A 25,823-nucleotide genomic window follows, 5' to 3' on the forward strand; every position below is an offset into this window, starting at 1 on the left:
ACCAAGGCATGGAATGGAGCCATGACGTCACTCGAGCCCCAGCACGCACGGTCCCAATCCGTAGTGTCCAGATCTGCACTCTCCCAATCCGCCAAGGCTGACGCCTTCCGTCAGATGCACGCGGGCGGTGCTGTTCCGCTGGTGCTCGTGAACGTGTGGGACGCGGCGTCGGCCCGGCTCGTGGAGAAGGCCGGGGCGCAGGCCATTGCCACCTCGAGTTCGGCCATTTCCTGGAGCCTGGGGTACCCCGACGGCAGCCATGTGCCGCCGGGTCTGGCGTTCGACGCGCTCCGCAGGATCACCGCGGCGACGAGTCTCCCGGTCACGGCGGATATCGAGGCAGGGTACGCGGGTGCGGACGGCGCTTTCGACGACGGGCTGCTCCGGCAGACCGTCGCGGCGGTGCTGGAGGCCGGCGCCGTGGGCGTGAACATCGAAGACTCGGGCGGGATACGTCTTACTGACGCCGACGAGCAGGCCCACCGGATCAGCCTGGTCCGCAGCATCACGGCAGAGTCCGGAGTGAACCTCTTCATCAATGCCCGGACGGACACGTACCTTTCCGGGCAGTTCGGGGACTCGGCGTTCGAGGAAACGCTGGAGCGGGCCGAGCGTTGGCTTGCCGCAGGGGCCGACGGAATCTTCGTTCCCGGCGTGACGGACCTTCACATCCTGCATGAGCTCAGCAGGCGAATTTCGGCACCTGTGAATGCCCTTGCCGGCGTCGGATCGGCGTCGGTGGGCGAACTGCACGACGCCGGCGTGCGGCGGGTCAGTATCGGCGGCAATGCTGCGAAGGCGGCTTACGCAACGGTCTCCCGAGTGGCCGCCGAAATCCTGGGCGACGGCAACTGGTCCGAACTCGCCGGCTCGCCGACCCATGCTGACATGGATGCCCTGTTCTCCCGGGACGATGAGGGCTAGCGGAGGCCGAGAACTTCGGCCAGCGGCACGCCGCTGACATAGATTTCCGCCCGGACGGCACCCACGGCCGTGACGGCAGTATGGGTGAGCTGTGCTTCGATCCGCGGAAGATCGCAGACGCCGCCCGGCTGCACTGCACCGGTCAGGTTCACCACCACGGTGGTGCCGTCCAGGTAGCCGGACACGTACTGGAGCGAGGAGGCTGACAGGGCGTTGTACAGGCCGGTCGCAGGCGGCGCGCCCGGGCCGGACAGCAGCCTGCCCATGGCGGCCTGCAGTGGCTCGCTGGCGGATGAGTCGGCCTGGTGCACGGCCACCAGGCTGTCGTTGCAGCCGAAGCGCACGCCGGACCTGCCGCCGTCGTCGAGGGCGACGTAGTAAACCGCAGTGCCGGCGCCGGCTTCACCGGTCCCAGTTCCAGGCGAACCGGGCGCCGTGGAAGCTGTTGGGGTGGAACCGGTTGTGGGGACAGCGGCAGCCGGGCCGGCCGCGGCCCCCGAAGCAGGCGCGGGCTGCTGTCCGGAGCCCGGCAGCTGTGCCTGGGTGTCAGGACCGGCGTCCGGGCCGGCCACGCCGGCGGACGGAAGCCCGCCAGGCCCTGATCCGCCGGGGTTAGGGTCTCCGGACGGAGCAGCTGAACCCGCTGAAGGAACGGGTTCGGAAAGTCCGCCAGCTGTTCCCTGACCTGTTGCGCCGGCACCAGGGGCACCCTGGCCCGAGGCTCCACGCCCGGGTTCCAGGCTGGATCCGGTGGCGGTGGGCGCGCCGGCTTCCTCTGGCGGGCTCACCGGAGGAGCCGGGCGGGGTTCGGGTGCAACGGCGGGGGAGGGCCCGGCGTCGTAGGCATTTTGTTCGAGCGGGACACAGGCGCCGAGCCACAAGGGCAACGTCAGGCAGAAGGCGGCAACCGCCGTCGTCAGCGGTCTGACTCCCCAGCTCGACTTCATGACTGCACCGCACTCCCTGCCCCGGCACGTCCCGTACATCAACGTTACGGCGGGGCGGCGGGCCGGGGAACGGTGCCCGGGTGTCAGTTTGGCGGCAGCTCAGTCACGGATTGATTGCAGCCGTCCGGGCCGCCGGTCAGCGGGCCGAGGCCGGGAATCGCGCACGCCCCCGGCCGCTGGAGGGCCGGGGGCGTGTGGGGGAGCGGAGTCGCTTAGGCGGCTGCGCCGGCGGGCTCGACGGCGGACAGGGCGACGAAGAGTTCCTTGATCTGCTCAACGACCTCGGCGTCGTCCTTCGGGTGGGTTTCCGCGAAGCGGACCATGGAGCCGGGGACGGCGAGCTTGGCATCCTCCAGGACGCGGGCGCCGGCGATGCCAACGGCCTTGCGGGCCTCGTCCTGGGCCCAGACGCCGCCGAACTGGCCGAACGCGGTGCCGACGACGGCGGTGGGCTTTCCGGTGAGGGCGCCGGCGCCGTAGGGGCGGGACAGCCAGTCGATGGCGTTCTTCAGCGAAGCGGGCATGGTGCCGTTGTGCTCGGGGGTGACCAGCAGCAGGGCATCAGCCTGGCCGGCTGCCTCGCGCAGGGCGGTGGCGGCGGCCGGGACCTGGCCCTCGACGTCGATGTCCTCGTTGTAGAAGGGGATGTTGCCCAGGCTCTCGTGGATCACGATCTCGAGGCCCTCAGGGGCGTTCAGCTGGATGGCTTCGGCGAGCTTGCGGTTGTGGGAGTCGGCGCGCAGGCTTCCCACGAGGGCGAGTACGGTGCTCTTGGACATGTGAACTCCTTAGGTCTTGCCGCGGAACGCTCCGGGGCGAATGGTTCTTGGAGGCGTTTGGTGCCTTCATCCAGACTAAACGGACTGCGGTCCGGATATTATTCCCGGGTCTAGAATGCTTGGTGTGAGCCTCATCCCAATCCGATCCGGGTCCGCTCCCGGATCCTCGTCCGGCGCCGCGTCCACGTCGGCGTCCGGCGCTGCGTCCGGGGCCGGAGCGGAACGCAGCGATGCTGCCCGGAACCGGGAGCTGCTCCTGTGCGCTGCCCGGCAGCTCGTGGAGGAATGCGGCGCCGATGGCGTGACCATGGACAAACTGGCGGAGCGCGCGGGCGTGGGCAAGGGAACCGTGTTCCGCCGCTTCGGCAGCCGGGCCGGCCTGATGATGACCCTGCTCAGCGACGCCGAGGCCGAGTTCCAGGGCCGCTTTATGTTCGGGCCGCCGCCGCTTGGTCCCGGGGCGCCGGCGCTGGAACGGCTGATCGCCTTCGGCGCCGAACGCATCCGGTATGTCATGGAATACGGTGAGCTCGCGCGGGCCGCCGAAGCGTCGCTGCACAACAGGTTCGAGGCCCCCGCCGCGGTGCTGTGGCACCGCCACATCGAGCATCTGCTGCGCTCGGCGGGCTTCGACGCGGACCCGTGGCTCATGGCCATGTCCCTCAGCGCAACCCTCGAACCCGAACGGCTGCTGCACGCCGTCCGCGAGCAGCACCTTTCGCCGGAGCGGCTGGAGGAGTCCTGGCGTGAGCTGGTCACCCGCGTCGTCGGAGGTGCCGGCGGCTGAAGCTGGACCGGCCCAGGGAGTAGCGTGGCACCATGAGCACCGATTCCCCCATCCTCTCCGCTCCCATCCGCACTGCCGTGGTGGGCTTTGGCCTGTCCGGCCGGGTCTTCCATGCGCCGCTGGTCGCGGCGGACCCCGGCTACTCGCTGGATATCATCGCCACCTCTGACCCGGGCCGGCAGGCAGCCGCCGTCGAGCAATACCCCGACGTCAGAACGGTGCCCGACGGCGATGCTGTCCTTGCGGTGGCCGCTGACCTTGACCTTGTGGTGCTGGGGACTCCGCCGGCCACCCACTATCCGCTGGCGAAGGCCGCGCTCGAGGCCGGGCTCGACGTCGTCGTTGACAAGCCGTTCGCCGTGACGAGCGATCAGGGGCAGGAGCTGATTGCGCTCGCTGAGCGGCTGGGGCGGGTGCTGACGGTGTTCCAGAACCGCCGCTGGGACGGGGACTACCTCACGGTCAAAGCCCTGCTGGAGCGAGGTGTGCTGGGGGAGGTCACGCGGTTTGAATCACGGTTTGAACGGTGGTCGCCCGAGGTTGCCAAGGCCTGGAAAGCGGAGGCCACCGCGGCGGACGGCGGCGGTGTCCTGTTCGACCTCGGCACCCACCTCCTGGACCAGGCGCTGCAGCTCTTCGGCCCGGGCGAGGTGGTCCATGCCGAGCTCCAGGCCCGCCGCCCCGGCGAAAAGACCGATGATGACTGCTTCGTGATCCTGCGGCATGAGAGCGGCGTGCTCAGCCACCACTGGATGAACATGCTCTGCGCGCAGCAGGGCCCGCGCTACCGTGTCCTCGGCACCGATGGCGGCTACACCAAGCACGGCGTGGACCCGCAGGAGCCGTACATCGTCGCCGGCGGGAGCCCGCTGGATGCGGAGTACGGCGTGGAGGCCGCCGAATGGGCCGGACAGCTGGGGCGCGACGGGCACTTGGACCGGCTGCCGACCGAGCGCGGGAACTACCCGGAGTTCTATCGCCTCCTCGCTGCCAAGATCTCCGCCGGCGGCACCGCCTCGTCATTGCCGTTACCAGTAGATCCGGCCGGCCCCGTTGAGGTCCTCAAATTAATAGAAAAAGCACGTGAGCTGGCCTCTGCGCAGGTTTAACGTCTGAACGGCAGCCATCCGGAAGCGTGCTCCCCGCCGGCACCCTAACCTCGCAAGCTCGGCTAGGGAACCCTGCCGGCGTGGGCCCAAGCACGCGGAGGGTGACTGCCGTTCAGGACGGCGAGCTAGTTACGCGGAGACCAGCTCGTGCCAGTCCGCTACGAGGGGCAGGTTGTGTGCCTCGGAGACGGAGTGGTGCGCAACGTGGCCTGCGGCGATGTTCAGGCCGGCCGCGAGTGCGGGATCCTTCTCGAAGGCTGCCTTGACGCCGAGGTTTGCCAGGGCCACGCCGTAGCGGAGCGTGACGTTGGTCAGCGCGTAGGTGGAGGTGTTCGGGACGGCACCGGGCATGTTGGCCACGCAGTAGAAGATCGTGTTGTGGACCTTGTACGTGGGTTCCTGGTGCGTCGTGGGGTGCGTGTCCTCGAAGCAGCCGCCCTGGTCTACGGCGATGTCCACGAGCACCGAGCCGGGCTTCATGCGCGCCACGAGTTCGTTGGTCACCAGCTTGGGGGCCTTCGCGCCGGGAATGAGCACGGAGCCGATCACGAGGTCGGCGTCCACCACGGACTTCTCGATCTCGTACTTGTTGGACGCCACGGTCTTGAGCCGGCCCTGGTACTGGGCGTCGAGTTCGCGCAGCCGGTTGATGTTGATGTCCAGGATGGTGACGTCGGCGCCGAGGCCCAGGGCCATGGCGGCAGCGTTGGTGCCTGCGACGCCAGCGCCCAGGACCACGACCTTGGCCGGGCGGACGCCCGGGACGCCGCCGAGCAGCACGCCCTTCCCGCCCGCGGGCGCCATCAGGGAGGTCGCGCCCACCTGGACGGAGAGCCGGCCGGCCACCTCGGACATGGGCGCGAGCAGGGGCAGCGTGCGGCCTTCCTGGACGGTCTCGTACGCGATGGCGGTGACGCCGGCGTTGATGAGCTCCTGGGTCAGCTCGGGCTCGGCGGCCAAATGCAGGTAGGTGAAGAGGATCAGGCCCTTGCGGAAGCGGTGGTACTCGGCCTTGATGGGCTCCTTGACCTTCATCACCATGTCCGCGCGGGACCAGACCTCGTCGGCATCGGCGACGATTTCCGCGCCAGCAATGGCGTACTCCTCATCGGTGATGCCGGAACCCAGGCCCGCACCGCGCTCCACCAGGACCGTGTGGCCGTGGGTGCGGAATTCGTGAACGCCGGCAGCCGTGATGGCGACGCGGAATTCGTTGTTCTTGATCTCTTTGGGGACACCGATGATCATTTTTTTGGGCTCCAGATTCGATGGCTGCAAGGCCGGAATGTGTGGGGAATGTTGTGATTCCAGAATAAATCCGGCTGTGAGGCGCACTACAGGAATCGGCTGCCCCGCCCGTAGCCGGACCGCGTGATTCCGCGGTTTTCGAAGTCTGGTGTTCGACTAATGTCGACCGGTGGGGCGTCAGGTGTCGCCTGATGTCCGTTCGCCCGAGGCCCCCTCCGGGACGTAGTCTTTCACCATGCAGCAGGATGTGGAGCAGCTCGTGGAGCGGGTAGCCCTGAAACTTGGCCGCGGGCTTTCCCTGGAAGACCTGGACGGTTTGCTGCTCGCCTACAGCTCCAACCAGTCGCACGCGGACCGGGTCCGGGTTAACTTCCTGCTCAGCAAGCGCGTGCCGCTGGACGTCAAAAACTGGCAGCTCTCGCACGGCATCGCCACCGCGGTGCGGCCGGTGGTGGTGCCCGCCAACGAGGACCTGGGAATGCTGGGGCGCGTCTGCGTCCCGCTGCTGGTCCGGGGATTCCGCGTGGGCTACCTGTGGGTGCAGCAGGACCTGGAGGAGCAAAGTGCGACGGCGATCCTCGCCGAACTGCCCGGCGTCCGGGACGAGCTGGACCTGCTGTCCGGAATGCTGCTCGACTCCAACACCGCCGAATCAGAATTCCGGCGCAGCCGCGAACGGGAGTTCCTGGCAGCTTGCGCCGGGGAAGCGAATGCGGTTGCTGCCGTGGCGGGCTGGAAGGAAGTCCAGGACCGCGGGCCGTGGCAGCTGGTGACGGTCCTCGACGCCGACGGCTGGATGGCCGGGCCAGACCCGATCGCCTCGACGCTGATTCACCGCGCAGCCGCGTTGCAAGCCACCATCGGCGTGGACGCTGCCCTGTTCAGCGCCGGTGCCGAGACACATTCGGTGGTCCTTTTCCGGGAGTCCACGGGGCGCGCGAGCCACGCTCAGGTCCTGGTGCACTATCAGCTGGAGCTCGCCAAGCGTTCCGGTAGGTCCGTGGAGCGGATCATCCTGGGAACCAGTGAGGGATTCGGCCGTGTCAAAGACCTGGCCGAGGCTTACCGGCAGTCGAAGGTTGCCGCCCTGGCGGCCGCGGTTGATCCACGGCTCGGCGAGCTGGTGGATTGCCGGGCCTCGGGCGTCTACCAGCTCCTGGCCTCGGCCGGCGGCGGGGCCGGGGTCTGGAGCGATGCAAGTTCAGTGAACTTCCGGGCGCTGGAGGACCACGACCGGAACGGCGAGCTCCTGCCGGTGCTGGAACTGCTCTACGACAATGACGGTTCTGTCCAGGATGTCGCCGAGAAGCTGCACCTGCACCGCAGCAGCATCTACAACCGGCTGGGCCGCATCCGTCAGCTGCTGGGCGTCGATCCGCTCAAGGGGATGGTGCGGCTGGAGCTGCACGCCGCCCTGAAGGCGCGGCGCTGGGCTTCAAGGCCAAGAATCTGACGCCCGGCTTTGGGCCCACGCCGCCAGGGAGCCGGTGGGGACTAGGCGGCGTTGCCTTCGCCGCTGGGCAGCTGCTCGGCAGGACGTTCTGAAGTCCGCTCTGCGGTCCGTTCCAGCGGAACGCCGTCGGGCAGATGCTGCGGAAGCCCCTGAAGCGGGGTGCGGAACTTTGCGAGGCGGCTCTGGACGAACAGCGATACAGCCACGTAGACCACGCAGCTGGAGGTAAAAACGGCGGTATTGTTCAGGCCCATGATGGTTCCCAAGGCAGCCGCCACACCCATGGCGACGATGCCCGCCACGATGTGCAACCCCCTGAATCTCACCACGAATAAAGAGTAACCCCGCGGGCCAGCCGGAAACCCTGGATAGGGAGGATCGTTGCTTGATCCTTATCACCCCGTCATTTTGCTTGCAGGCCGGGACATCTACAGTCCACGAAGGAGCCTAATCCCGGAGGGTGATCAGCTTCCAGGGCAGTCGCGCGGGGTTGGCCGGCGAAACGTCCACCGAGATGTCAGCCCGCGCCATGTCCTCTTCCAGGAACAGAGTTCCCGTGGCGATGCGTGCGTTGTTGGACGCGATGACCCGGCCGTTGGGGCCCACGAGGACCACCACGGGCTCGCGGAGCTGAAGGGCCCGCAGGAAGATTCCCTCGAGGTTCGCCAGGGTCAGGTCGCACCCCAGGATCTGAATCCCCTGGGCGGTGGGCGCCGGAACGCAGAGGGTGATGATGTTGACGTTGATGCCGCCGAAATCGACGTAGGGTCCAACCGCCACGGGCTGCCCGCTGGCGGACGGGATGGTGAACCAGTCGCGGGTTGTGTAGTCGTAGTAGTTCAGCGAGTCCGGGTTGAGGTCATGGGTGACAAAACGGGGTTCGCCCGTCCGCTGCGTCCGCCACCATTCCAGCCAGTGCGTTGCTTCCCGGAGACTTCCCGGGGCGTAGGCGATGCCGGCTCCGACGATGATGTCCGAGTGCAGCTTGATGAAATTGGCGAGTTCCTGCTTCAGGAACAGGAATTCGCTGCGGCGCGGTACGCCTGACACGGCTGCTGCCGCCGCCGTAACGGTGCTTGCAATCTTCTCCAGATCAACGAAAACGCGGCTAATGCTCGACGAGAGCGTGGCGGCCGTCCGCTCAAGGGCTTCTTCTACGGTCTCCACGTCACGCACCTTCTTCGGGCCGCATCGTCAATCTGAGATGCTGCTCTATCAAGTATTCGGTCTCGTTGCGGCTGTGCCGTTCTGCCGCGCTGGCGGCAGCGTCAGCGTCCCGGGCCCTGATGGCATCAACGATTGCGGCGTGTTCTTCCACGGACTTGCCGTCACTGCCGGCCTGGCCGGAGCGCCCCCACCACAGGGTCATCAGCTCGGCTTCAAGCTGAAGGGCGGCCGAGGTCAGCCTGCTGGACTGTGCGGCGATGCTGACGGCAACATGGAACCGGCTGTCCATGCGGCGCCGCGCCCGGTCATCGGCCGAGTCCCGGTGGCGCCTCGCCAGATCCTCAAGGTGCTCCACGTTCTTGGGATCCGCCCGCCCGGCCGCAAGCCGGGCCGACATTGAAGCGATGGCCGCACCGAGGTCGCCAAGGTCCCTGAGCGCCTCTGTGCTCGTTTCGCGAAGCTTGTCCTGCAGCTGGGAATTCGTGAATTCGATCTGCCGGCGAATCACACTGCCGCCGCTGCGTCCACGGCTGGTTTCGATCAGCCCCTTGGTCCGCAGGGCGGCCAGGGATTGCCGCAGGGTGATCGGGGAGATGCCGAGTTCACCGGCAAGCACGGACTCCGTGGGCAGCCTGTCGCCTTCGGTGAGGATGCCCATCAGAATGGCGGTCTCGATCTGGTAGGAGACCTGGTCCGCGCGGCCCAGCCCCTCCGGTTCACTTCCCCGCAGGAGCAGCAGCAAGTCAAGCGCGGAGGTGGAAATTGCCGCACTTTCCATTCCCAGGCCTCCTGCAGTCCGTGGTTCCGCTGTCACCGGTGCCCATGCCCGAGCCTTCGGGCGCCGGCGCTTTTCCGATTACCTTCAATCTTTGCACGTTAAACGTCTCCAGCCACCGCCAAACCGCGCGAAACGCTACTGTGCGCTCCCGCCGTCGGAAGTCCCGGCGTGGGAGGCTTCACCGGCCGCGGCGGCCGTTGCCGCCTGCTTCTTTTTCTGCCCTTCCAGCCATGCCATGATGGCGGCCAGCCGAATGCGGCGGTGTGTGCCGCGGTATTCCACCGGAATCTCGCCCCGGTCCGTCATGTTGCGCAGGTAGGTGTGGGAGATGCCGGCCAGTTCTGCCGCCTTTGAGGTGGTGAGCATTTCCTCCACGCTACTGACGGTCACCGCTTCGCCGCGGCTGAACCGTGCCAGGAGGTCGACGACGGCGTCCCTCGCCTGAGGCGGGAGGCGGTGGACAGTACCGTCCACGAAGACGGTGATGTCAGTGCCGCCGTCGAGCGCGCGCTGCAGCGCCAGCGCATCGTCGGCAGGAAGGGCGGGCGCCACCCGGGGAGCAATCAGAGCCATGGCAGAAGCCTAACCGTTGCGGAACGGTGAGTTGGATATGCTCGGCGGATGAGACTGAGCGGCGGGAAAGCAGTGACGGCGAACGGCCTGACGGGGCGCCTGTACACCTCGAACGAGGCGTCGGCCGCGGGGCAGCCGGCCTATGTGCTGCTCCACGGCATCGGCGTTTCGCACCGTTACCTCGCCCGGCTGCACGTCGAACTGGCCCGGGGCCCGAAAGAACAGAACCTGCAGGCGGAGGGCGCCGAACGCGCCGCTGCCGTCTACTCCTTCGACCTGCCGGGCTTCGGCGGCACGCCGCGTCCGGGCCGGCAGGTCACGGTGGGTGAGTACGCGGCTTTCGTCGCGGCGGTCCTGGCGGAGCATGGCGTGGAGTCCTGCATTGTGGTGGGCCATTCCATGGGGGTCCAGTTCGCAGTGGAATTGGCGCTCCAGGCGCCCGGGCTGGTGACCCGCACAGTGCTCATGGGTCCGGTGGTGGACTCTGCGCGGCGGAGCGCGGCGTGGCACGCGCTCGCACTGACACGGGATTCGCTTTTCAGCGAGCCGCCTCTGACCAACGCCGTGGTGTTTACCGACTACTTCCGGACCGGGTTTCGGTGGTATCTGACAGAACTGCCCGTGATGATGGAGTACCCGCTCGACTCCCGGATCCGGGGCGTGGCCCAGCCGGTGCTCGTCCTCCGTGGCGGAAGGGATCCGATCGCCCGCAGGCCGTGGTGCGAACTCCTCGCCGCGCAGGCGCCGGACGGTGCGTTTGCCGAGTTGCCCGGGCGCGGGCACGTCGTTCAGGACACCGCAACCGAAGATGTTGCCCGGACCATCCGGCGCTGGGCCGGCGCCGCGGCCGAGGGCACAGCGGCAGCCGAAGGCTCCACGGCCTGACCCCCATTCTGACGGCGTGAACGCCAGGAAGGCAGGCGCCCGGATTTCCGAGCGCCTGCCTTCCCCGAGCAGCTGAACTACAGTCCGAGTTCTTCCAGGATGGGCAGCTTTTCCCGGACCCAGGCGCGGGCTTCCACGGCGCTCGGCGCGGACAGGGCCAGCTTGGCCAGCTCCTGGGCCTCCGCCAGAGTGACGGTCTTCAGCACGGCGGCCACCGCCGCGAGCGAGCGGGCCGTCATGGACAGGGTGGTCACGCCCAGGCCGGTCAGCACGACGGCGAGGGCCGGGTCCGCGGCGGCCTCGCCGCAGACGCCCACCGGCTTGTTGTGTCCTTCTGCCCGTGAACCCTCAACGGTCAGTCCCACGAGGCGCAGTACGGCAGGCTGCCACGGCGTGTTCAGCCCGGCGAGCGGGCCCAGCTGGCGGTCGGCGGCCATGGCGTACTGGGTGAGGTCGTTGGTTCCCAGGCTGGCAAAGGCCACTTCGCGCAGGATGGTGTCGGCGGTGAGGGCGGCGGACGGAACCTCCACCATCACGCCCGGCGTCTTAATGCCGGCTTCAGCGCACATCGTGGCGAAACGGGCGGCTTCCTCCGCCGTCGAAATCATCGGAGCCATGACCCAGACGTCAGCCTCCGACTCCTTTTCGGCCTGCGCGATTGCCTCCAGCTGCCGATCCAGGACCCCCGGAGTGGTGAAATCGGTGCGGTAGCCGCGCACGCCGAGGGCCGGGTTGGGTTCGGTGGAGTCGGTGAGGAAGGGGAGTGGCTTGTCTGCGCCGGCGTCCAGGGTGCGGAGCACCACCTTCTTGCCCGGGAAGGCATCGAACACGCCCTTGTATGCCGCGGCCTGTTCCTCAACGGTGGGCTCGGTGTCACGTTCGAGGAAGCAGAACTCGGTGCGGAACAGGCCAACGCCCTGGGCGCCGAGCTTGGCCGCGGCCTGGGCGTCCTTGGCCCCGCCCACGTTGGCGAGGAGGGGCACGAGGTGGCCGTCCGCCGTCGAACCCGTACCGCTGAACTCGGCAAGGAGGGAGGCCGTGGCGGCCCAGGCCTCGGCCGCTGCGCGCAGCGAATCATCCGGGCTGGCCGTGATGGAACCGGCGGCGCCGTCAACGTAAACCTCGGTGCCGTCCGGAAGCTCGTCCACGCCGACGGCGGCCACAACCGCCGGCAGGCCGAGTGAGCGGGCGATGATCGCGGTGTGGGACTGCGGACCGCCGCCGGCGGTGACCAGCGCGAGGACCTTGTTGGGATCGAGGGTGGCGGTGTCGGCAGGGGCCAGGTCCTCGGCCACCAGGATGAACGGTTCGTTCGACGACGGGATGCCCGGTGCGGATACGCCACGGAGTTCGGCCACGATGCGGGCGCGGACATCCAGGACGTCGGTGGCGCGCTCGGCCATGTAGCCGCCGAGGTTGTGCAGCATTTCGGAAACCGAGGAGCCCGATTCCCAGATGGCCCGCTGCGGCGAGGTGCCGCGGGCGATCAGCTTAGCTGCGCCCTTGATCAGCATGGTGTCCTTGGCCATCAGGGCCGTGGCTTCCAGGACCGCCTTGCCATCACCGGTGGCGTGGTCCGCGCGGGCCTTCAGCTCATCATGGACGGCACCCGCTGCGGCCTTCAGTGCTGCCGTCGCCTCCTCGGGGGTAGTCCCGGCAGCCAGCTGTTCGCCGGCCGGAGGTTCGCTGATGGGCTTGGGCATCTGGCGGATCGTGCCGATGATGCGTCCGGGGCTGACGCCTACTCCTGGGAAGTTCTGCACTGAAGGTCCTCGTTCTCTGCCGGTAGCCAGGCCCGCCGGTATCTGCCCGGGCGGAAGCCCGGAAACTCGGAACGGCTACGTCCGATGCTGCGTTGCGGTGCCTGAAAAAAATTGTATGTGATTCAGTTCATATAGCGTTGCTATAGGTGCTAGGGTAGCGGTTATGAGTTTCGATGGCCAGCTTCCGCCCAAAATGAGGCTGTTGCGTGCGGCAGCCGAATTGCTGGCCAACTCCGCGGGGGCCGCTGTCTCCACCCGCCAGATCACGCAGCTGGCGGGTGTCACGGCGCCCACCCTCTATCACCACTTCGGTGACAAGGAGGGCCTCTTTGACGCAGTTGTCGCCGCGGGTTTCGAAGAGTACGTGGCGGGCGAGAGGGATTTCGCCCCGTCCGGACAGCCGCTGGTGGATATCCGGCGGATGTGGGACAACCACGTGCAGTTCGGGCTCAAGCAGCCCGAACTTTATCTGGTCATGTTCGGTAACATCCGCCCCGAGAGCCGCCCCGCCATCGTTGCCGATGCGGAGGGACTCCTGGAGGAGATGCTGAACAAGGCTGCTGCGGCCGGCCAGCTGAACGTCCAGCCACGGGAGGCGGCCAGGAGCATCCTGGCAGCCAACGTGGGCGTGACACTCATGCTGATCGCAGAACCGGCCGCCGAGCGGAACCTGGAGCTGTCCACCATGACCCGGGACGCCATGATCTTTGCGGTGTCCAGGGACCAGGGGCGGGATGCGGGACCGGAGGACTCCGGAAAGTCATCAGTGGTGGTGGCTGCCATAGCGCTGAACGCGGCGCTGCAGGCATCCCACTCGGACCAGCTCACCAGCTCGGAACTCAAGCTTTTTCTCGAATGGCTCCACCGGATCTCCACCAGTTCCACCAGCTAGACGAAACTATCGGACCATCCTGCGGTGCCGCAGGGACCACGTTAGGAAATCACATGGCAACAGAGACAGTTGCAAAACCCAAAACCAGTGCGCGGGTGCACGTCCAGAGGTTCGGGACGTTCCTTTCCGGCATGATCATGCCCAACATCGGTGCGTTCATCGCCTGGGGCATCATCACGGCACTGTTCATCGAAAAGGGATGGATCCCGGTACCGCAGCTCGGCGGATTCGGCACGAACGCCGAGGGAGTTCCGAACACGGGCCTTGTGGGTCCCATGATCACCTACCTGCTGCCTCTCCTGATCGCCTACACCGGCGGCAAGATGGTCTATGACGTCCGTGGCGGCGTCGTTGGTGCCATCGGCACCATGGGCGTGATCGTCGGTGCCGGCATCCCGATGTTCATCGGCGCCATGATTATGGGCCCCCTCGGCGGCTGGACCATGAAGAAGATCGACGCCATTTGGGACGGCAAGATCCGTCCCGGCTTCGAGATGCTGGTGAACAACTTCTCCGCCGGCATCTGGGGCGCCCTGCTCGCCATGCTCGGCTTCTACGGCATCTCCCCGCTGGTCCAGGCGTTCAGCACCGCCGCCGGCAACGTGGTCCAGTTCCTCGTGAACAACGGCCTGCTGCCCCTGACCAGCATCTTCATCGAACCGGCCAAGGTTCTCTTCCTCAACAACGCCATCAACCACGGAGTACTGACCCCGCTGGGCATCCAGCAGTCGCTGGACCAGGGCAAGTCCATCCTGTTCCTGCTGGAGGCGAACCCCGGCCCCGGCCTGGGCATCCTGCTCGCCTACATGTTCTTCGGCCGTGGCGCCGCCAAGGCCTCTGCTCCCGGCGCGGCCCTCATCCACTTCTTCGGCGGCATCCACGAGATCTACTTCCCGTACGTCCTCATGCGCCCGCTGCTGATCCTGGCGGCGATTGCCGGCGGCATGACCGGCATCGCCACGCTGGCGGTCACCAACTCCGGCCTCGTGGCCCCGGCGGCCCCGGGCTCCATCATCGCCGTCATCGCCCAGACGTCCCGCGACAGCTACCTCGGCGTGATCCTCTCCGTGCTCCTCGCCGCCACGGTTTCCTTCCTCGTGGCCTCGCTGATCCTGCGCACAACCCGTCACAGCGACGAGGCTGATCTCGGAGACGCCACCGCGAAGATGGAAGCCATGAAGGGCAAGAAGAGCTCGGTTTCCTCCGTGCTCACCGGCGCGGGGGCCGGTGGCGGCGTGGGCGTTCTGACCGGTCCGATCAGCAACATCGTGTTCGCGTGCGACGCCGGAATGGGCTCCAGCGCCATGGGCGCCTCCGTTCTGCGCAACAAGATCAAGGCGGCCGGGTTCCCGGACGTCAAGGTCACCAATGCGTCCATCGCCAACCTCAGCGACACCTACGACGTGGTGGTCACGCACCAGGACCTCACGGAACGGGCCAAGCCGGCCACGGCCAGCGCAGTCCATGTTTCCGTGGACAACTTCATGAACAGCCCGCGCTATGACGAGATCGTGGAAATGGTCCAGCGCAGCAATGCGGAAGGGGCGGAGGCTCCGGGCGAAGCCGGTACCAGTGCCGGAGCGAGCGCAACGGCTGCGGCCGGTGCAACTGCCGGAACCGGCGCCGTAACTGACGCTTCCCCCGAAACTGTCGCGGCGCCGTCGGACATCCTGGTACCGGAGAGCGTGGTCCTGACCGGCTCAGCCTCCACCCGGGATGCCGCGATCGACGAGGCGGGCCAGCTGCTCCTGGCGCGCGGCGCCGTGGATGAGGACTACATCCGCGCGATGCACGAGCGCGAGGAGTCAGTCTCCACGTACATGGGTAGCTTCCTGGCCATTCCGCACGGCACCAACGCCGCCAAGGACCACATCCGGAAGTCGGCTGTCTCGGTGATCCGCTATCCCGAGGGCATCGACTGGAACGGCAAGCAGGTCAAGTTCGTGGTGGGCGTGGCCGGTGTCAACAACGAGCACCTGCACATCCTGTCCTCGATCGCCAAGGTCTTCACGAACAAGGCCCAGGTGGCGCAGCTTGAGGCGGCGACATCCGTGGACGAAGTCCTGGAACTGTTTGGAAAGGTCAACGCATAGTGAAGGCTGTACATTTTGGGGCCGGCAACATCGGCCGGGGGTTTGTTGGCCTGCTGCTGCACGAAGCCGGGTATGAGGTGGTGTTCGCTGACGTTGCGGATGCCCTGATCTCCCAGCTCGCTGGGGCCGACAGCTACAGCGTGCACGAGGTGGGGGAGAACCCCGCCGTGCGCACGGTGGACAACTTCCGGGCGGTGAACTCCGGCACCCAGGAGGCGCAGCTCATCGAGGAAATCGCGACAGCGGACATCGTCACCACGGCTGTGGGGCCGCACATCCTGAAGTTCGTGGCCCCCGCGATCGCCAAGGGAATCGCCGCCCGGGCCGCTGGGCTGCCGCCGCTGCAGGTGATGGCGTGTGAGAACGCCATCAACGCCACGGACCTTTTGCGCGAGTCGATCGTCTCGTCCTGGGACGAGGCCGCCGGATCCCTGGCGGACTCGGCGGTGTTCGCCAACACGGCCGTGGACCGGATCGTGCCCAACCAGGAACCCGGGCAGGGCCTGGACGTCACGGTGGAGACGTTCTACGAATGGGTCATCGACCGCACGCCGTTCGGGGGTGCCGCCCCTGTGATTCCGGGTGCCACCTTCGTGGACGAGCTCGGGCCCTACATCGAGCGCAAGCTGTTCACGGTGAACACGGGCCACGCCTCCGCGGCCTACTTCGGGTTTGAAGCCGGGCTGGAAAAGATTTCCGACGCCATGGCGGACGAGGACGTTGCTGCGGACGTGCGCGCCGTGCTGGACGAAACCAAGCAGCTGCTCGTGTCCAAGCACGGCTTCAGCTACGACGAGCAGGAAGCCTACGTCCAGAAGATCCTGGGCCGCTTTACCAACCCGCACCTGCCGGACACCGTGAACCGCGTGGGGCGCGCGCCGCTGCGGAAGCTCAGCCGGCACGAGCGGTTCATCGGTCCGGCGGCGGAACTGGCCGAACGCGGGATCGTCCCGGAGGCCCTGCTCGGGGCCATCGCTGCTGCCCTGCGCTTCAACGACCCCGCCGACACCGAGGCCGTTGAGCTCGGGCAGATCCTGGCCTCGTCCGAACCGGCCGCGGCCACGGAGCGCATCACCGGACTGGCGCAGGACCACCCGCTCTTCGCGGCGGTCTGCGGCCTCGTCGAGGAGCGCAAGGCAGAGGACGTCGCCGCCCCGGCCTAGCCTGGCCCGCAGGCTCTGTCTCTGAGCTGAATAACGCGACAACACGACGCCGGAACTCAAAGCGGGTTCCGGCGTCGTGCGTTTAATCCGTGCGTCTAATCGTGCCCAAAGGACGCTCTATCAGATCCTGCCGCTTTTCCCCGACGCGTCCTCAGGTCCTGCCGCTTTTGACCCGACGCGTCCTCAGGTCCTGCCGCTTCTCTCCCGACGCGTCCTCAGGTCCTGCCGCTTCTTTCCCGACGCGTCCTCAGGTCCTGCCGCTTCTCTCCCGACGCGTCCTCACTTGAGACCGGGCCTGGCCGGAGCTCCTGACCCCAAGTGAGGAAGCGTTCGTCGGAAACCTGCAGGACGTGAGGAAGGGTGCGGTGAAAGCCTGCAGGAAGTGATCGAGCGTTTGGCTTGGGGTTAGCTGGCCTGGGGGCTCACTGCAGCGGCGGCCTGGACGGCCTCGCGCAGCGGCGTGGTCGGGCGGCCGAGTAGGGCGCTGAGATCCCCGCTGGTGACCAGGAGATCACCGCGGGCGATGCCGAGATCGCTGTCAGCCAGGATGGCCGCATATGGCTCCGGCAGTCCGGCACCCACCAGGACCTCGGTGTACTGCTCTGCAGGCAGGTCCCTGTACGCCACAGGCTTTCCGGATGCCGCACTGACTTCCCCCGCCAGCTCACTGAGGGTGAAGGCATTGTCGCCGCCCAGCTCGTAAACCTTGCCGCCCTGGTCATCCCGCAGCAGCACAGCCGCAGCCGCTGCCGCGTAGTCGGCCCGGGACGCGGCGCTTACGCGGCCGTCGCCAGCGCTGCCGAACACGGCGCCGTGCTGGACCTGAACCGGGAACTGGCCCGTGTAGTTTTCCAGGTACCAGCCGTTGCGGAGCAGGACGAACGGCACGCCCGAGTCCCGGAGAATGTCTTCAGTAGCGATGTGTTCGGCGGCCAGCTGCATGGCGGTGGTGTCCGCATTGGCAATGCTCGTGTAGCCAATCAGGCCGACGCCGGCCTCCTTGGCCGCATGGATCGCGTTCCGGTGCTGCTCGACGCGCTGGCCCACCTCGCTGCCTGAAACCAGCAGGACCTTGTCCGCGCCGGCAAACGCCTGCCGAAGGGACTCCGGCTGGCTGTAGTCGATGGTGCGGACCTGGACGCCGCGCTCGCCGAGGTCGGCGATCCTGTCCACGGTCCGGCCTGCGGCAACGATCTGCTCCGCGGGCAGGCCGCTTTCAAGCAGCGCTTCGACGACGAGGCGGCCGAGCTGGCCGGTGGCTCCGGTGATGACGATGGTCATGATGGTCCTTTCTGAGGTGACTGTCAGTGGTGCCAACCCGGTTCATTCGCGAATGCTTCCCAAAAGAGAGTACGCACTTTCAGGTAAGGTACTGGCATGACGGTAAGTACCCCAGCCAAGGCCGCTGCACTTCCCTTCGCGGACGGGATCTTTCCGGCGGGATGCCCCAGCCGGACCGTGCTTGACCACGTCACCAGCAAGTGGGGCGTGCTGCTCCTGGTTGCACTGTCCGAGGGTCCCCAGCGCTGGAGCGAACTCCGCCGCCGGGCCGAGGGCATCAGTGAGAAAATGCTCGCCCAGACACTGAAGACCCTCGAAGCCGACGGGTTCGTCCGCCGCGACGCCCAGCCCGTCATTCCTCCCCGCGTGGACTACAGCCTGACCGGCCGCGGGGAGGAACTGAGTGCCCTGATGCTGCCCCTCGTCGCCTGGGTTGCCGAGCACGCCGAAGCGATCGTGAACCGTCCCCAGTCCTAGCCAGCCGTCTTAAGCAGAGGACGCCCACGTTCCAAAGACAAAGCAGGGAACGTGGGCGTCTTCCGTTTCATGCCAGAGGAGCCAAGAGCCGGTTAGACCTTGACGGACCCCTTCGGAACAAACAGGGTCTCAGCCTGTTCCAGCGACATGCCGTTCGTCTCCGGCACCTTGTACATGACGAAGAAGAATGAAGCTGCCGCGAAGAGTGCGTACATGGCGTACGTCAGCGGCAGCGAGCCTGCGGCCATCACGGGGAAGCTCAGCGTGATGGCGAAGTTGGCGATCCACTGGGCGGCGGCGGCCAGGCCCAGGGCGCGGGCGCGGATCCGGGCGGGGAAGATCTCGCCCAGCAGCACCCAGACCAGCGGTCCCCAGGATGCGCCGAAGCTGATCACGAACACGTTCGCGGCCACCAGGGCAACGGGACCCCAGGCGCCGGGGAGCGTGATGTCGGAACCTGTGCCCGTGGCCGAGGCGAAGGCCAGGGCCATGGCGCCGAGGGATACGGCCATGCCGATGGAGCCGGCCAGCAGGATGGGGCGGCGTCCGATCCTGTCCACGAGGGCGATGGCCACGAGCGTGACCAGGATGTTGGTGATGGACGTGGCCACCGAGATGGTCAGCGAGTCCTTCTCCTGGAAGCCGACGGCCTTCCAGAGCGTGGTGGAGTAGTAGAAGATCACGTTGATGCCCACGAACTGCTGCAGGACGGACAGGGTGATGCCGATCCAGACCACTGCCTGCAGGCCGAACGCCTTGCCGCGCAGCGAGCCCTTCCTGCCCGCGAGCTGGTCCTCCTCGATCGCCTCCCGGATTTCCCGCAGGTGGCGGTCGGTGTCTTCGTCCGGGGCGATGGAGTCGAAGACCTTCCGGGCCAGGTCCTCCTTGCCCTGGACCACGAGGAAGCGCGGGGACTCGGGGAGCGTGTACGCGACCACGCCGTAGACCACGGCCGGAACAGCGGCGGCCAGGAACATCCAGCGCCAGGCTTCGATGCCCAGCCAGAATGCCTGGTGCGCACCTCCGGCGGACGTGGCGAACAGGGCGTCGGACAGCAGGGCGGCGAAGATACCCGTGGTGATGGCCAGCTGCTGCAGTGACGCTAGCCGGCCGCGGACGTGCCGGGGCGAAATTTCGGAGATGTACGCCGGTGCGATTACCGAGGCCAGGCCGATGCCCAGCCCGCCCACCAGGCGCCAGAAGATGAGGTCCCAGACGCTGAAGCAGAAGCCGGTGCCGATGGCGCTGATGAGGAACAGCAGAGCCCCCAGCTTCATGGCAGGGATGCGGCCGTAGCGGTCCGCCACCTTGCCGGCCATGTACGCGCCGGCCGCGCAGCCCAACAGTGCCACGGCCACGGCGAAACCGGTGACGGCCTCGCCGAGGGCGAATTCGTCCTTCATAGCGTCCACGGCGCCGTTGACCACCGAGGAGTCAAAGCCGAACAGGAAGCCGCCCACGGCGCCGGCAAGCGCCAGCCAAATCACCCGCTTGGGGATCTTGGCGGTTGTCTGCTTGTCGGTGGACATGGTTCTCCCTTGGTTCGGGGGTGGGTGGCTGCGGTGCAAACGTCGTCGGCTGCGGAAACCGGCCCTGTCGGCCGGCGCACACGCGCCTAACAGTGTGCCACGTCACCGGGCGCTGATCCACTCCGGGACGGATGACGACGACGGCGGCAGGTCCCGCCGTCGTCGTCCGTTTGGTGCCGCATCCGGCAGATTTCCGCGGAAAAATGAAACGGCAGGCACCCCGGAGGGTGCCTGCCGTAACGCAGCTGCGGATTTGGCGTAAGCGGTGCCTAGTGGGCGGCCGCGGGTTCCTTCATCACTGCCTTCGGATCCGTGAGCTTCTTCTTCGGCAGCGCGAAGCTGATGAGGAAGGCGATGCCGGTGAGGACGGCCGCGGTGAGCATGACGGTGTCGATCGACTGGGCAAAGCCCTCGGTGATCGGCCGGGTGAGCACGGGGTTTGCCGAGTGCAGCCAGCTGGTGTCGTTGAGGGAATCGTTGCTGGCGCCGTTCTTGAAGAAGTCGTAGAGCTTGGCGTTCGCGGGGTCGGCGGCGACGGCGGGGTCCTTCAGGACCTTGAGGTAATCGGCGTTCTGCGCGGCGTCCTTCATGCCGCTGGCGATCTTGTCCGCGGCCAGGCTGAAGAGCATGGAGATGAACACGGCCGTGCCGACGGCACCGCCCATGGAGCGGAAGAACGCGGCGGTGGAGGTGCCAACGCCCATGTCCTTCGAGGGCACCGAAACCTGCATCGCGAGGGTGAGCGGCTGCATGCAGAAGCCCAGGCCCAGGCCGAAGAAGACGGCGATCAGGCCGGGGACCCAGAGTTCGGTGTCAGCGCCAAGGGACAGTCCCATGACGATGGCGGCGGTGGTCAGGATGGCGGTGCCCAGGATGGGGAAGATCCGGAAGGTGCCCGAGGCCGAGATGGTACGCCCGGCGGTGATAGAGCCGGTCAGGATGCCGATGGTGAAGGTGATCATCATTAGGCCGGCTTCGGTGGGCGTGAGGCCCTTGACCAGCTGCAGGTACATGGGCAGCATCGCGATGGCGCCGAACATGCCGATGCCGATGATGAAGTTCAGCAGCGAGGACAGTCCGAAGGTGACGTTCCGGAAGAGACGCAGCGGGATGAGCGCATAGTCGCCGGCGCGCCGCTCGGCCAGCAGGAAGGCAACGATGCCCAAGACGCCCAGGCCGTAGCAGATGAAGGAGTTGGCCGAGGTCCAGCCCCAGCTGCGGCCCTGTTCGGCGACGAGGAGCAGCGGGACGATGGCCAGCGTGATGGCTGCGGCGCCCCAGTAGTCGATCTTCTGCTTGACGTGCTTCGCGGGCAGGTGCAGGTAGAGGAACACCACGGCCAGGGCGGCCAGCCCGATGGGCAGGTTGATGAAGAAGACCCAGCGCCAGCCGTCGAAGCCCAGGATGCTCTCGGATCCGGCGAAGGCGCCGCCCACCACGGGGCCGAGGACCGAGGAGATGCCGAACACGGACATGAAGTAGCCCTGGAACTTGGCCCGGTCCTTGAGCGGGACGATGTCGCCGATGATGGTCAGCGCCAGGGCCAGCAGGCCGCCGGCGCCCATGCCCTGGATGCCGCGGGCGATGGCCAGTTCGGTCATCGAGTGCACCGAGCCTGCATACAGCGAGCCGGCCAGGAAAATGATGATCGCCGCGAGGTAGAGCGGGCGGCGGCCGAAGATGTCGCTGAGCTTGCCGTACAGCGGTGTGGTGACCGTGGAGGTGATCAGGTATGCCGTGGTGGCCCACGCCTGGAGGGAGAGCCCGTCGAGGTCGTTGGCAATGGTGTAGATGGAGGTGGACACGATGGTCTGGTCCAGCGAGGACAGAAACATGCCGAGCATCAGCCCCACCATGACGGTGATGGTCTGCCGCTGCGTCAGGGCCTCTCCGGGCGCGGGTCCGGCGGTGGTTTTGGACATGGCTGCTCCAGGGTCAAGAGAAGGGGGGATCGCATTTGATAGTTGCTTTCAGTAACTATGTTACTTCCTGCTTTGTTCCCCGGAGCAACCGAAATTTCCCGTGGGCTCTTCTTCGGCGGTTGGCTCCGCCGGTCAGCGCCCGCCGAGAGGTGAGATCTCGACGCTTGGGGTGCTCCTAAGCGTCGAGATCTCACCTATCACCGTGTATTCCTCAGCGCTCAATGAGGATTCCGTCCGGATCGCACCAGATGGTGGCGCCGGTTCGGATGGTCACGCCGTCGATCACCAGGTCCACGTCCGTCTCTCCCGCTCCTGCCTTGGCACTCTTGCGCGGATTGCTTCCCAGGGCTTTGACTCCGAGTGGCAGTTCCGCGATGGCCTCACGGTCCCGGATGGCGCCGTTGATTACGACGCCGGCCCAGCCGTTCGCCACGGCGCTCGCCGCGATCAGGTCCCCCATGAGCGCGGTCCGCAGGGAACCGGCGCCGTCGACGACGAGCACGGCGCCGTTCCCGGGTGTGGCGAGGACGGACTTGACGAGGGCGTTGTCCTCGAAGCAGCGCACGGTCCGGACGGGGCCACTGAAATGCGAGTGGCTGCCCAGGGACTGGAACTGCAGGGAGATGGAGTCCAGCTCGTCGCCGCGCTCATCGTAGAGATCGGCGGTGTTGACGGCGGCATTGGCAGGCGAAGCGGTCATTGGTTCTCCTCAGGGTCGTGGTGCGGCTATCAAAGCCTAACTATCCGCAGGGCCTCCACGTCTTACCGCCGGGTGCGTAGCAGCGCGGCCCGGTGTAGCCGGGGTAAGGGTCTGTGACTGGTGCCGGAGCTGCCGGAGGTTCGTATACGGGCGGAACATAGACAGGGGGAGCCGGCGGCACATAGACAGGAGGAAGGTTCCTGATGCGTTCAGCCTCTGCCTCAGCGGCCGCCTTGGCTCGGGCTGCGGCGGCCGCCTCAGCTGCAGCCTTCGCAGCTGCTGCCTTTGCTGCGGCTTCAGCCTTCACCCGGGCGGCTTTCGCAGCTGCTGCAGCATCGGCGAGGCTATTCTTCTTGCCCTTGATTGCTACCTGCCGTGCCGTCGCAGCTGAGGCTGAAGTCTCCAGCCGTGAAACGAGCTGTGCCAGCTTGGCTGGCTGGTAGGCAGCCCAATGGACTTTGCCCTTAGCTTTCGACGCCGCCCTCAGCGCCGCGATGGTCGCCAGCGCGGTTACAAGCCCCGCATTTGATTTATCGAGCGCTGACGTCGATTCTGCGAGTGGAACGGCAGTGATCGACTCCACTGCTGCCACCGCCTGCTCAACCTGCTGCGCAGGCAGACACGCGAGGTCCGTGGAGTTGAGTCCAACAGCCCGGGTCCGGGCCTCTTCGAAGGCGTCCTCGACCGCCGCGTAAAACTTGCGATTGGGCTCTATAAGCATCGGAATGCCCATGCCTTGGCGGGCGACCTCTGCGTTGATAAGGGTTCCTGACGAATCAAAAACGCCGGCGAGTGTGCGTCCGTACTTGTCGGTCGGCTCTACATCGAGCTCCAGACGCACCACCGACCCGACTGGAAGGAGCTGTTCCAGCGCGGTGGTAGCTTCGGGGCCGAGGCACTCTACGGGAGCGTTCGGATCCTTGGTTTCCGGCGTATCGACGTTGAGCAGGCGAATGGTCTTCTCGCCGTCATTGGTCAAAGCTACGAAGGTGTCTCCGTCGATGACGCGGCTGACTGTGGCTTCGTCATTTGCAGGACTCTGGCTGGAGTCGGAAGCCTGTTGGGAGCTGTTGGTGGTACAAGCCGCGAGGGCCAAGGCGGCGGCGATTGCAACAGCGGCGGATTTGAGTAGGACGCGATGGCCGGGGATTTGTGGTGACAAAATGCATTCCCCCATGGAATGAGCAGTAGGTGTCTCTGCGGACGGAACCCCGGTGGCAGGAGGTGTGCAGGCACCGCATTCTATCGCCGCAAAGAACGCTGATATAAACGTCCTGCGGATAGTCTGATTCCATCATCACCATGTTCCAGGGGGAGACCGCCATGAGCCTGTCCGACATACCCGGTGCGGTACCCGACCCCGGCCTGGTGGGCACCCGGCAGTCCGCCGCGCTCGCCGAACCGACGGCACGGGTCAGGTCCCTCTGGGTCACGGGCGTGGTGCTGGTCAACCTCGGCATCAACGCGGCATTTTTCGGCCCGATCCAGGTGCTCCTCGCGCAGCAGGCGGAACATTTCGATCCGGGTCAGAAGGAAGCCATCCTCGCCCTCGTCACCGGTGCCGGCGCGGCGGTGTCGCTGGTGGCCAATCCGCTCTTCGGCGCGTTCAGCGACCGCACGGCGTCCCGGTTCGGCCGGCGCGTGCCATGGGTGCTGGCCGGCGCCGTCCTTGGTGCAGTCGGGCTCGTGGGGCTGGCCGGGGCGCCGAACGTGGCGGTGATGACGCTGCTTTGGTGCCTGGTGCAGGCCGGCTGCAACGGCGCCTATGCCGCAATCACCGCCGCAGTTCCCGACCGTGTCCCCGTCCCGCAGCGCGCGACGGTCGGCGGCCTGGCGGCGATGGGACAAACTGCCGGGATCCTGGTCGGAGCGGTGATTGGCGCGGTCGTCAGCGGAAACTTCGCCCTCGGCTACATCATCTGTGCGGCCGCCCTCGTGGCAGGCGTGGTGATGTACATGGTCAAGAGCGACGACGCCCCGCTCCCGGCAGCGGCTGGCCAACCACTGAACTGGCGCGGCTTCCTGCTGGGGTTCATCCGGCCTCTGCGGCACCCCGACTTTGCCTGGGCCTGGATCACCCGGCTGCTGGTCAACATCGGCAACCACATGGTCACCCTGTACCTGCTGTTCTTCCTGGCGGACGCCGTACACCTGAAGGAGACCACGGGACTTGAACCAGCTTTCGGTCTGCTGGTGCTGACCGGGCTGTACGCCGTATTCGTGATCATCACCAGCGTGGTCGGCGGCCGGCTCAGTGACAGGATGGGCAAGCGCAAGCCGCTGGTGATCGCATCATCAGTGATCATTGCGCTGGCATCGCTGATCCTGGCCTTCGCCCCCACCTGGGTGGGCGGCATCATCGGTGCGAGTGTGCTGGGGATCGGGTTCGGCGCCTACCTCGCCGTGGACTTCGCGCTCATCACCCAGGTGCTCCCCAACGCTGCCGACAAGGGCAAGGACCTTGGCATCATCAACATCGCCAACTCCCTGCCACAGGTCATCGCTCCGGCACTTGCATGGCCGTTCGTCACCCTGTGGGGCGGCTACGTGTCCCTTTACATAGCCGCCGCCGTCATCGGCCTGCTGGGGGCCGTCTTCGTGGTCAAGATCAAGGGCGTTGCCTAGCGTCGGGACACGCCCGGCTCCCAGGGAGCCCTGAAGCCTGTGCCGTATAGTGGAGCGCGAATCGTGGCAGGACAGGGAATGGGGCTCTCCCTGACTGCACCAGGAATCTCAACCCCCGGACTGATGATGCTTGACGCTATGCCTGATCTTCCGCCCATGGCCGCCCCGCCCTCCCTTCCCCGGCAGCAGCGCCGCTACAACCGGATTCTCGAGACGGCCGCCGGGTTCTCGCGGAAGGGCCTCCAGTCCGTGACCCTGTCTGAGGTTGCCGCCCAGGCCAACGTCCCCCTAGGCACCCTGTACCGCTACTTCCCCTCCGCCACCCACCTGATGCTGGCCCTGTACCGGCATCAGCTCGGCGAGCTCAAGACGGGAGCAGGGCCGGGCGCCGTCCGCATCCATGCGCTCTCCGGTGTAGCCATGGAAATCTTCCACATGCGCGTCATGCAGCCCGCCGTTGAACAGTGCCTGAGCCAAGGCGTGTACGTCAAGGACCGGGACACCACCGGCCTGCTGTGCGACATCGATTCCCTGGCCGAACGTGCCGTTGCCTCAGTGAGCGGCGACCCTACCGTCGCGCGGGTCCTGCTGCCGACCATCGCCGGTCTAGTCCAGTCGGTGCGCTGCCGCAGGCTATCCCTGTTTGAGGCGGAGGAAGACCTGAAGAAGGCCTGCACCCTGCTGGTGCCGGCGCCGCGGCTGGCGCGGAATACCGCGTAACCGGTCTA

At 66.8% G+C, this 25,823-nt stretch carries 24 protein-coding genes; 11 read left to right on the plus strand and 13 right to left on the minus strand.

Annotated features, from left to right (window positions below):
• Positions 1-21 precede the first annotated feature (21 nt).
• Entirely contained in the window at positions 22-924 is a 903-nt protein-coding gene (locus ACTHQX_RS09835; RefSeq protein ID WP_440157212.1) for an isocitrate lyase/PEP mutase family protein, read from the plus strand.
• Here the strand turns inward: ACTHQX_RS09835 and ACTHQX_RS09840 are convergent.
• On the minus strand, positions 921-1,871 hold the full coding sequence (locus ACTHQX_RS09840; RefSeq protein ID WP_440157214.1) for a GerMN domain-containing protein: 951 nt from the start codon (positions 1,869-1,871) through the stop codon (positions 921-923). The two genes, ACTHQX_RS09835 and ACTHQX_RS09840, sit on opposite strands and share 4 nt — an antisense overlap.
• Before the next feature lie 212 nt (positions 1,872-2,083).
• Positions 2,084-2,650 (minus strand): NAD(P)H-dependent oxidoreductase, encoded by a 567-nt coding sequence (locus tag ACTHQX_RS09845; protein WP_236805806.1) that lies wholly within the window; start codon positions 2,648-2,650, stop codon positions 2,084-2,086.
• Between the two features lie 124 nt (positions 2,651-2,774).
• Here ACTHQX_RS09845 and ACTHQX_RS09850 point away from each other — a divergent pair, with 124 nt between their 5' ends.
• Together ACTHQX_RS09850 and ACTHQX_RS09855 are read left to right on the plus strand one after the other, a co-directional pair.
• Entirely contained in the window at positions 2,775-3,437 is a 663-nt protein-coding gene (locus ACTHQX_RS09850) for a TetR/AcrR family transcriptional regulator (protein WP_440157216.1), read from the plus strand.
• Between the two features lie 32 nt (positions 3,438-3,469).
• The gene (locus tag ACTHQX_RS09855; protein ID WP_440157218.1) at positions 3,470-4,546 is read left to right on the plus strand and encodes a Gfo/Idh/MocA family protein; all 1,077 of its coding nucleotides are present in this window, start codon (positions 3,470-3,472) and stop codon (positions 4,544-4,546) included.
• Between the two features lie 129 nt (positions 4,547-4,675).
• Here the strand turns inward: ACTHQX_RS09855 and ald are convergent, their stop codons facing one another.
• On the minus strand, positions 4,676-5,794 hold the full coding sequence (gene ald / locus ACTHQX_RS09860; RefSeq protein WP_102972464.1) for an alanine dehydrogenase: 1,119 nt from the start codon (positions 5,792-5,794) through the stop codon (positions 4,676-4,678).
• A gap of 235 nt (positions 5,795-6,029) precedes the next feature.
• Between ald and ACTHQX_RS09865 the strand changes: the two genes are divergently transcribed.
• Entirely contained in the window at positions 6,030-7,247 is a 1,218-nt protein-coding gene (locus tag ACTHQX_RS09865) for a PucR family transcriptional regulator (protein WP_440157220.1), read from the plus strand.
• Between the two features lie 41 nt (positions 7,248-7,288).
• Here the strand turns inward: ACTHQX_RS09865 and ACTHQX_RS09870 are convergent, their stop codons facing one another.
• The 4 genes from ACTHQX_RS09870 to ACTHQX_RS09885 form a co-directional block, all read right to left on the minus strand.
• Positions 7,289-7,576: a hypothetical protein gene (locus tag ACTHQX_RS09870; protein ID WP_440157222.1), complete on the minus strand. Its 288-nt coding sequence runs from the start codon at positions 7,574-7,576 to the stop codon at positions 7,289-7,291.
• Between the two features lie 118 nt (positions 7,577-7,694).
• Positions 7,695-8,414: a PDC sensor domain-containing protein gene (locus ACTHQX_RS09875; RefSeq protein ID WP_440157224.1), complete on the minus strand. Its 720-nt coding sequence runs from the start codon at positions 8,412-8,414 to the stop codon at positions 7,695-7,697.
• A 1-nt stretch (position 8,415) separates the two neighbouring features.
• Complete coding sequence (locus tag ACTHQX_RS09880) at positions 8,416-9,192, minus strand: FadR/GntR family transcriptional regulator (protein ID WP_236805800.1); 777 nt, start codon at positions 9,190-9,192, stop codon at positions 8,416-8,418.
• Positions 9,193-9,327: 135 nt separating this feature from the next.
• Positions 9,328-9,765: a helix-turn-helix domain-containing protein gene (locus ACTHQX_RS09885; protein WP_440157226.1), complete on the minus strand. Its 438-nt coding sequence runs from the start codon at positions 9,763-9,765 to the stop codon at positions 9,328-9,330.
• A 48-nt stretch (positions 9,766-9,813) separates the two neighbouring features.
• Between ACTHQX_RS09885 and ACTHQX_RS09890 the strand changes: the two genes are divergently transcribed.
• The gene (locus tag ACTHQX_RS09890; protein ID WP_440157228.1) at positions 9,814-10,650 is read left to right on the plus strand and encodes an alpha/beta fold hydrolase; all 837 of its coding nucleotides are present in this window, start codon (positions 9,814-9,816) and stop codon (positions 10,648-10,650) included.
• Between the two features lie 77 nt (positions 10,651-10,727).
• Here the strand turns inward: ACTHQX_RS09890 and ptsP are convergent, their stop codons facing one another.
• Positions 10,728-12,413 carry a phosphoenolpyruvate--protein phosphotransferase gene (ptsP, locus tag ACTHQX_RS09895; protein WP_236805796.1) on the minus strand — a complete coding sequence of 562 codons (1,686 nt, stop codon included), beginning with the start codon at positions 12,411-12,413 and terminating at the stop codon, positions 10,728-10,730.
• Between the two features lie 163 nt (positions 12,414-12,576).
• On the opposite strand from ptsP, the gene ACTHQX_RS09900 reads away from it, so the two are divergent.
• The 3 genes from ACTHQX_RS09900 to ACTHQX_RS09910 are packed head-to-tail and all read left to right on the plus strand — an operon-like array spanning position 12,577 to position 16,561.
• Positions 12,577-13,305 carry a TetR/AcrR family transcriptional regulator gene (locus ACTHQX_RS09900; protein ID WP_236805794.1) on the plus strand — a complete coding sequence of 243 codons (729 nt, stop codon included), beginning with the start codon at positions 12,577-12,579 and terminating at the stop codon, positions 13,303-13,305.
• A 53-nt stretch (positions 13,306-13,358) separates the two neighbouring features.
• Entirely contained in the window at positions 13,359-15,398 is a 2,040-nt protein-coding gene (locus ACTHQX_RS09905; RefSeq protein WP_440157230.1) for a PTS mannitol transporter subunit IICBA, read from the plus strand.
• The gene (locus ACTHQX_RS09910) at positions 15,398-16,561 is read left to right on the plus strand and encodes a mannitol-1-phosphate 5-dehydrogenase (RefSeq protein ID WP_440157232.1); all 1,164 of its coding nucleotides are present in this window, start codon (positions 15,398-15,400) and stop codon (positions 16,559-16,561) included. The genes ACTHQX_RS09905 and ACTHQX_RS09910 overlap by 1 nt, the downstream gene beginning before the upstream one ends.
• 405 nt (positions 16,562-16,966) lie before the next feature.
• Here the strand turns inward: ACTHQX_RS09910 and ACTHQX_RS09915 are convergent, their stop codons facing one another.
• Positions 16,967-17,842 (minus strand): SDR family oxidoreductase, encoded by an 876-nt coding sequence (locus tag ACTHQX_RS09915; RefSeq protein ID WP_236805791.1) that lies wholly within the window; start codon positions 17,840-17,842, stop codon positions 16,967-16,969.
• 96 nt (positions 17,843-17,938) lie between these two features.
• Here ACTHQX_RS09915 and ACTHQX_RS09920 point away from each other — a divergent pair, with 96 nt between their 5' ends.
• The gene (locus tag ACTHQX_RS09920) at positions 17,939-18,319 is read left to right on the plus strand and encodes a winged helix-turn-helix transcriptional regulator (RefSeq protein WP_440157234.1); all 381 of its coding nucleotides are present in this window, start codon (positions 17,939-17,941) and stop codon (positions 18,317-18,319) included.
• Between the two features lie 92 nt (positions 18,320-18,411).
• Here ACTHQX_RS09920 and ACTHQX_RS09925 read toward each other — a convergent pair whose 3' ends face one another.
• The 4 genes from ACTHQX_RS09925 to ACTHQX_RS09940 form a co-directional block, all read right to left on the minus strand.
• Positions 18,412-19,848: a sugar porter family MFS transporter gene (locus ACTHQX_RS09925; protein WP_440157236.1), complete on the minus strand. Its 1,437-nt coding sequence runs from the start codon at positions 19,846-19,848 to the stop codon at positions 18,412-18,414.
• A gap of 269 nt (positions 19,849-20,117) precedes the next feature.
• Positions 20,118-21,770 (minus strand): MDR family MFS transporter, encoded by a 1,653-nt coding sequence (locus tag ACTHQX_RS09930; protein ID WP_440157238.1) that lies wholly within the window; start codon positions 21,768-21,770, stop codon positions 20,118-20,120.
• A 211-nt stretch (positions 21,771-21,981) separates the two neighbouring features.
• Positions 21,982-22,470 (minus strand): ribonuclease E activity regulator RraA, encoded by a 489-nt coding sequence (gene rraA, locus ACTHQX_RS09935; protein WP_111903039.1) that lies wholly within the window; start codon positions 22,468-22,470, stop codon positions 21,982-21,984.
• 40 nt (positions 22,471-22,510) lie between these two features.
• Positions 22,511-23,632 (minus strand): thermonuclease family protein, encoded by a 1,122-nt coding sequence (locus ACTHQX_RS09940; RefSeq protein WP_440157240.1) that lies wholly within the window; start codon positions 23,630-23,632, stop codon positions 22,511-22,513.
• 161 nt (positions 23,633-23,793) lie between these two features.
• On the opposite strand from ACTHQX_RS09940, the gene ACTHQX_RS09945 reads away from it, so the two are divergent.
• Together ACTHQX_RS09945 and ACTHQX_RS09950 are read left to right on the plus strand one after the other, a co-directional pair.
• Positions 23,794-25,095 carry an MFS transporter gene (locus ACTHQX_RS09945; protein ID WP_440157242.1) on the plus strand — a complete coding sequence of 434 codons (1,302 nt, stop codon included), beginning with the start codon at positions 23,794-23,796 and terminating at the stop codon, positions 25,093-25,095.
• Between the two features lie 138 nt (positions 25,096-25,233).
• Positions 25,234-25,815 (plus strand): TetR/AcrR family transcriptional regulator, encoded by a 582-nt coding sequence (locus ACTHQX_RS09950; RefSeq protein WP_440157244.1) that lies wholly within the window; start codon positions 25,234-25,236, stop codon positions 25,813-25,815.
• Positions 25,816-25,823 lie beyond the last annotated feature (8 nt).

This window comes from Arthrobacter sp. SAFR-023 (assembly GCF_051965295.1).
Lineage (GTDB): Bacteria > Actinomycetota > Actinomycetes > Actinomycetales > Micrococcaceae > Arthrobacter.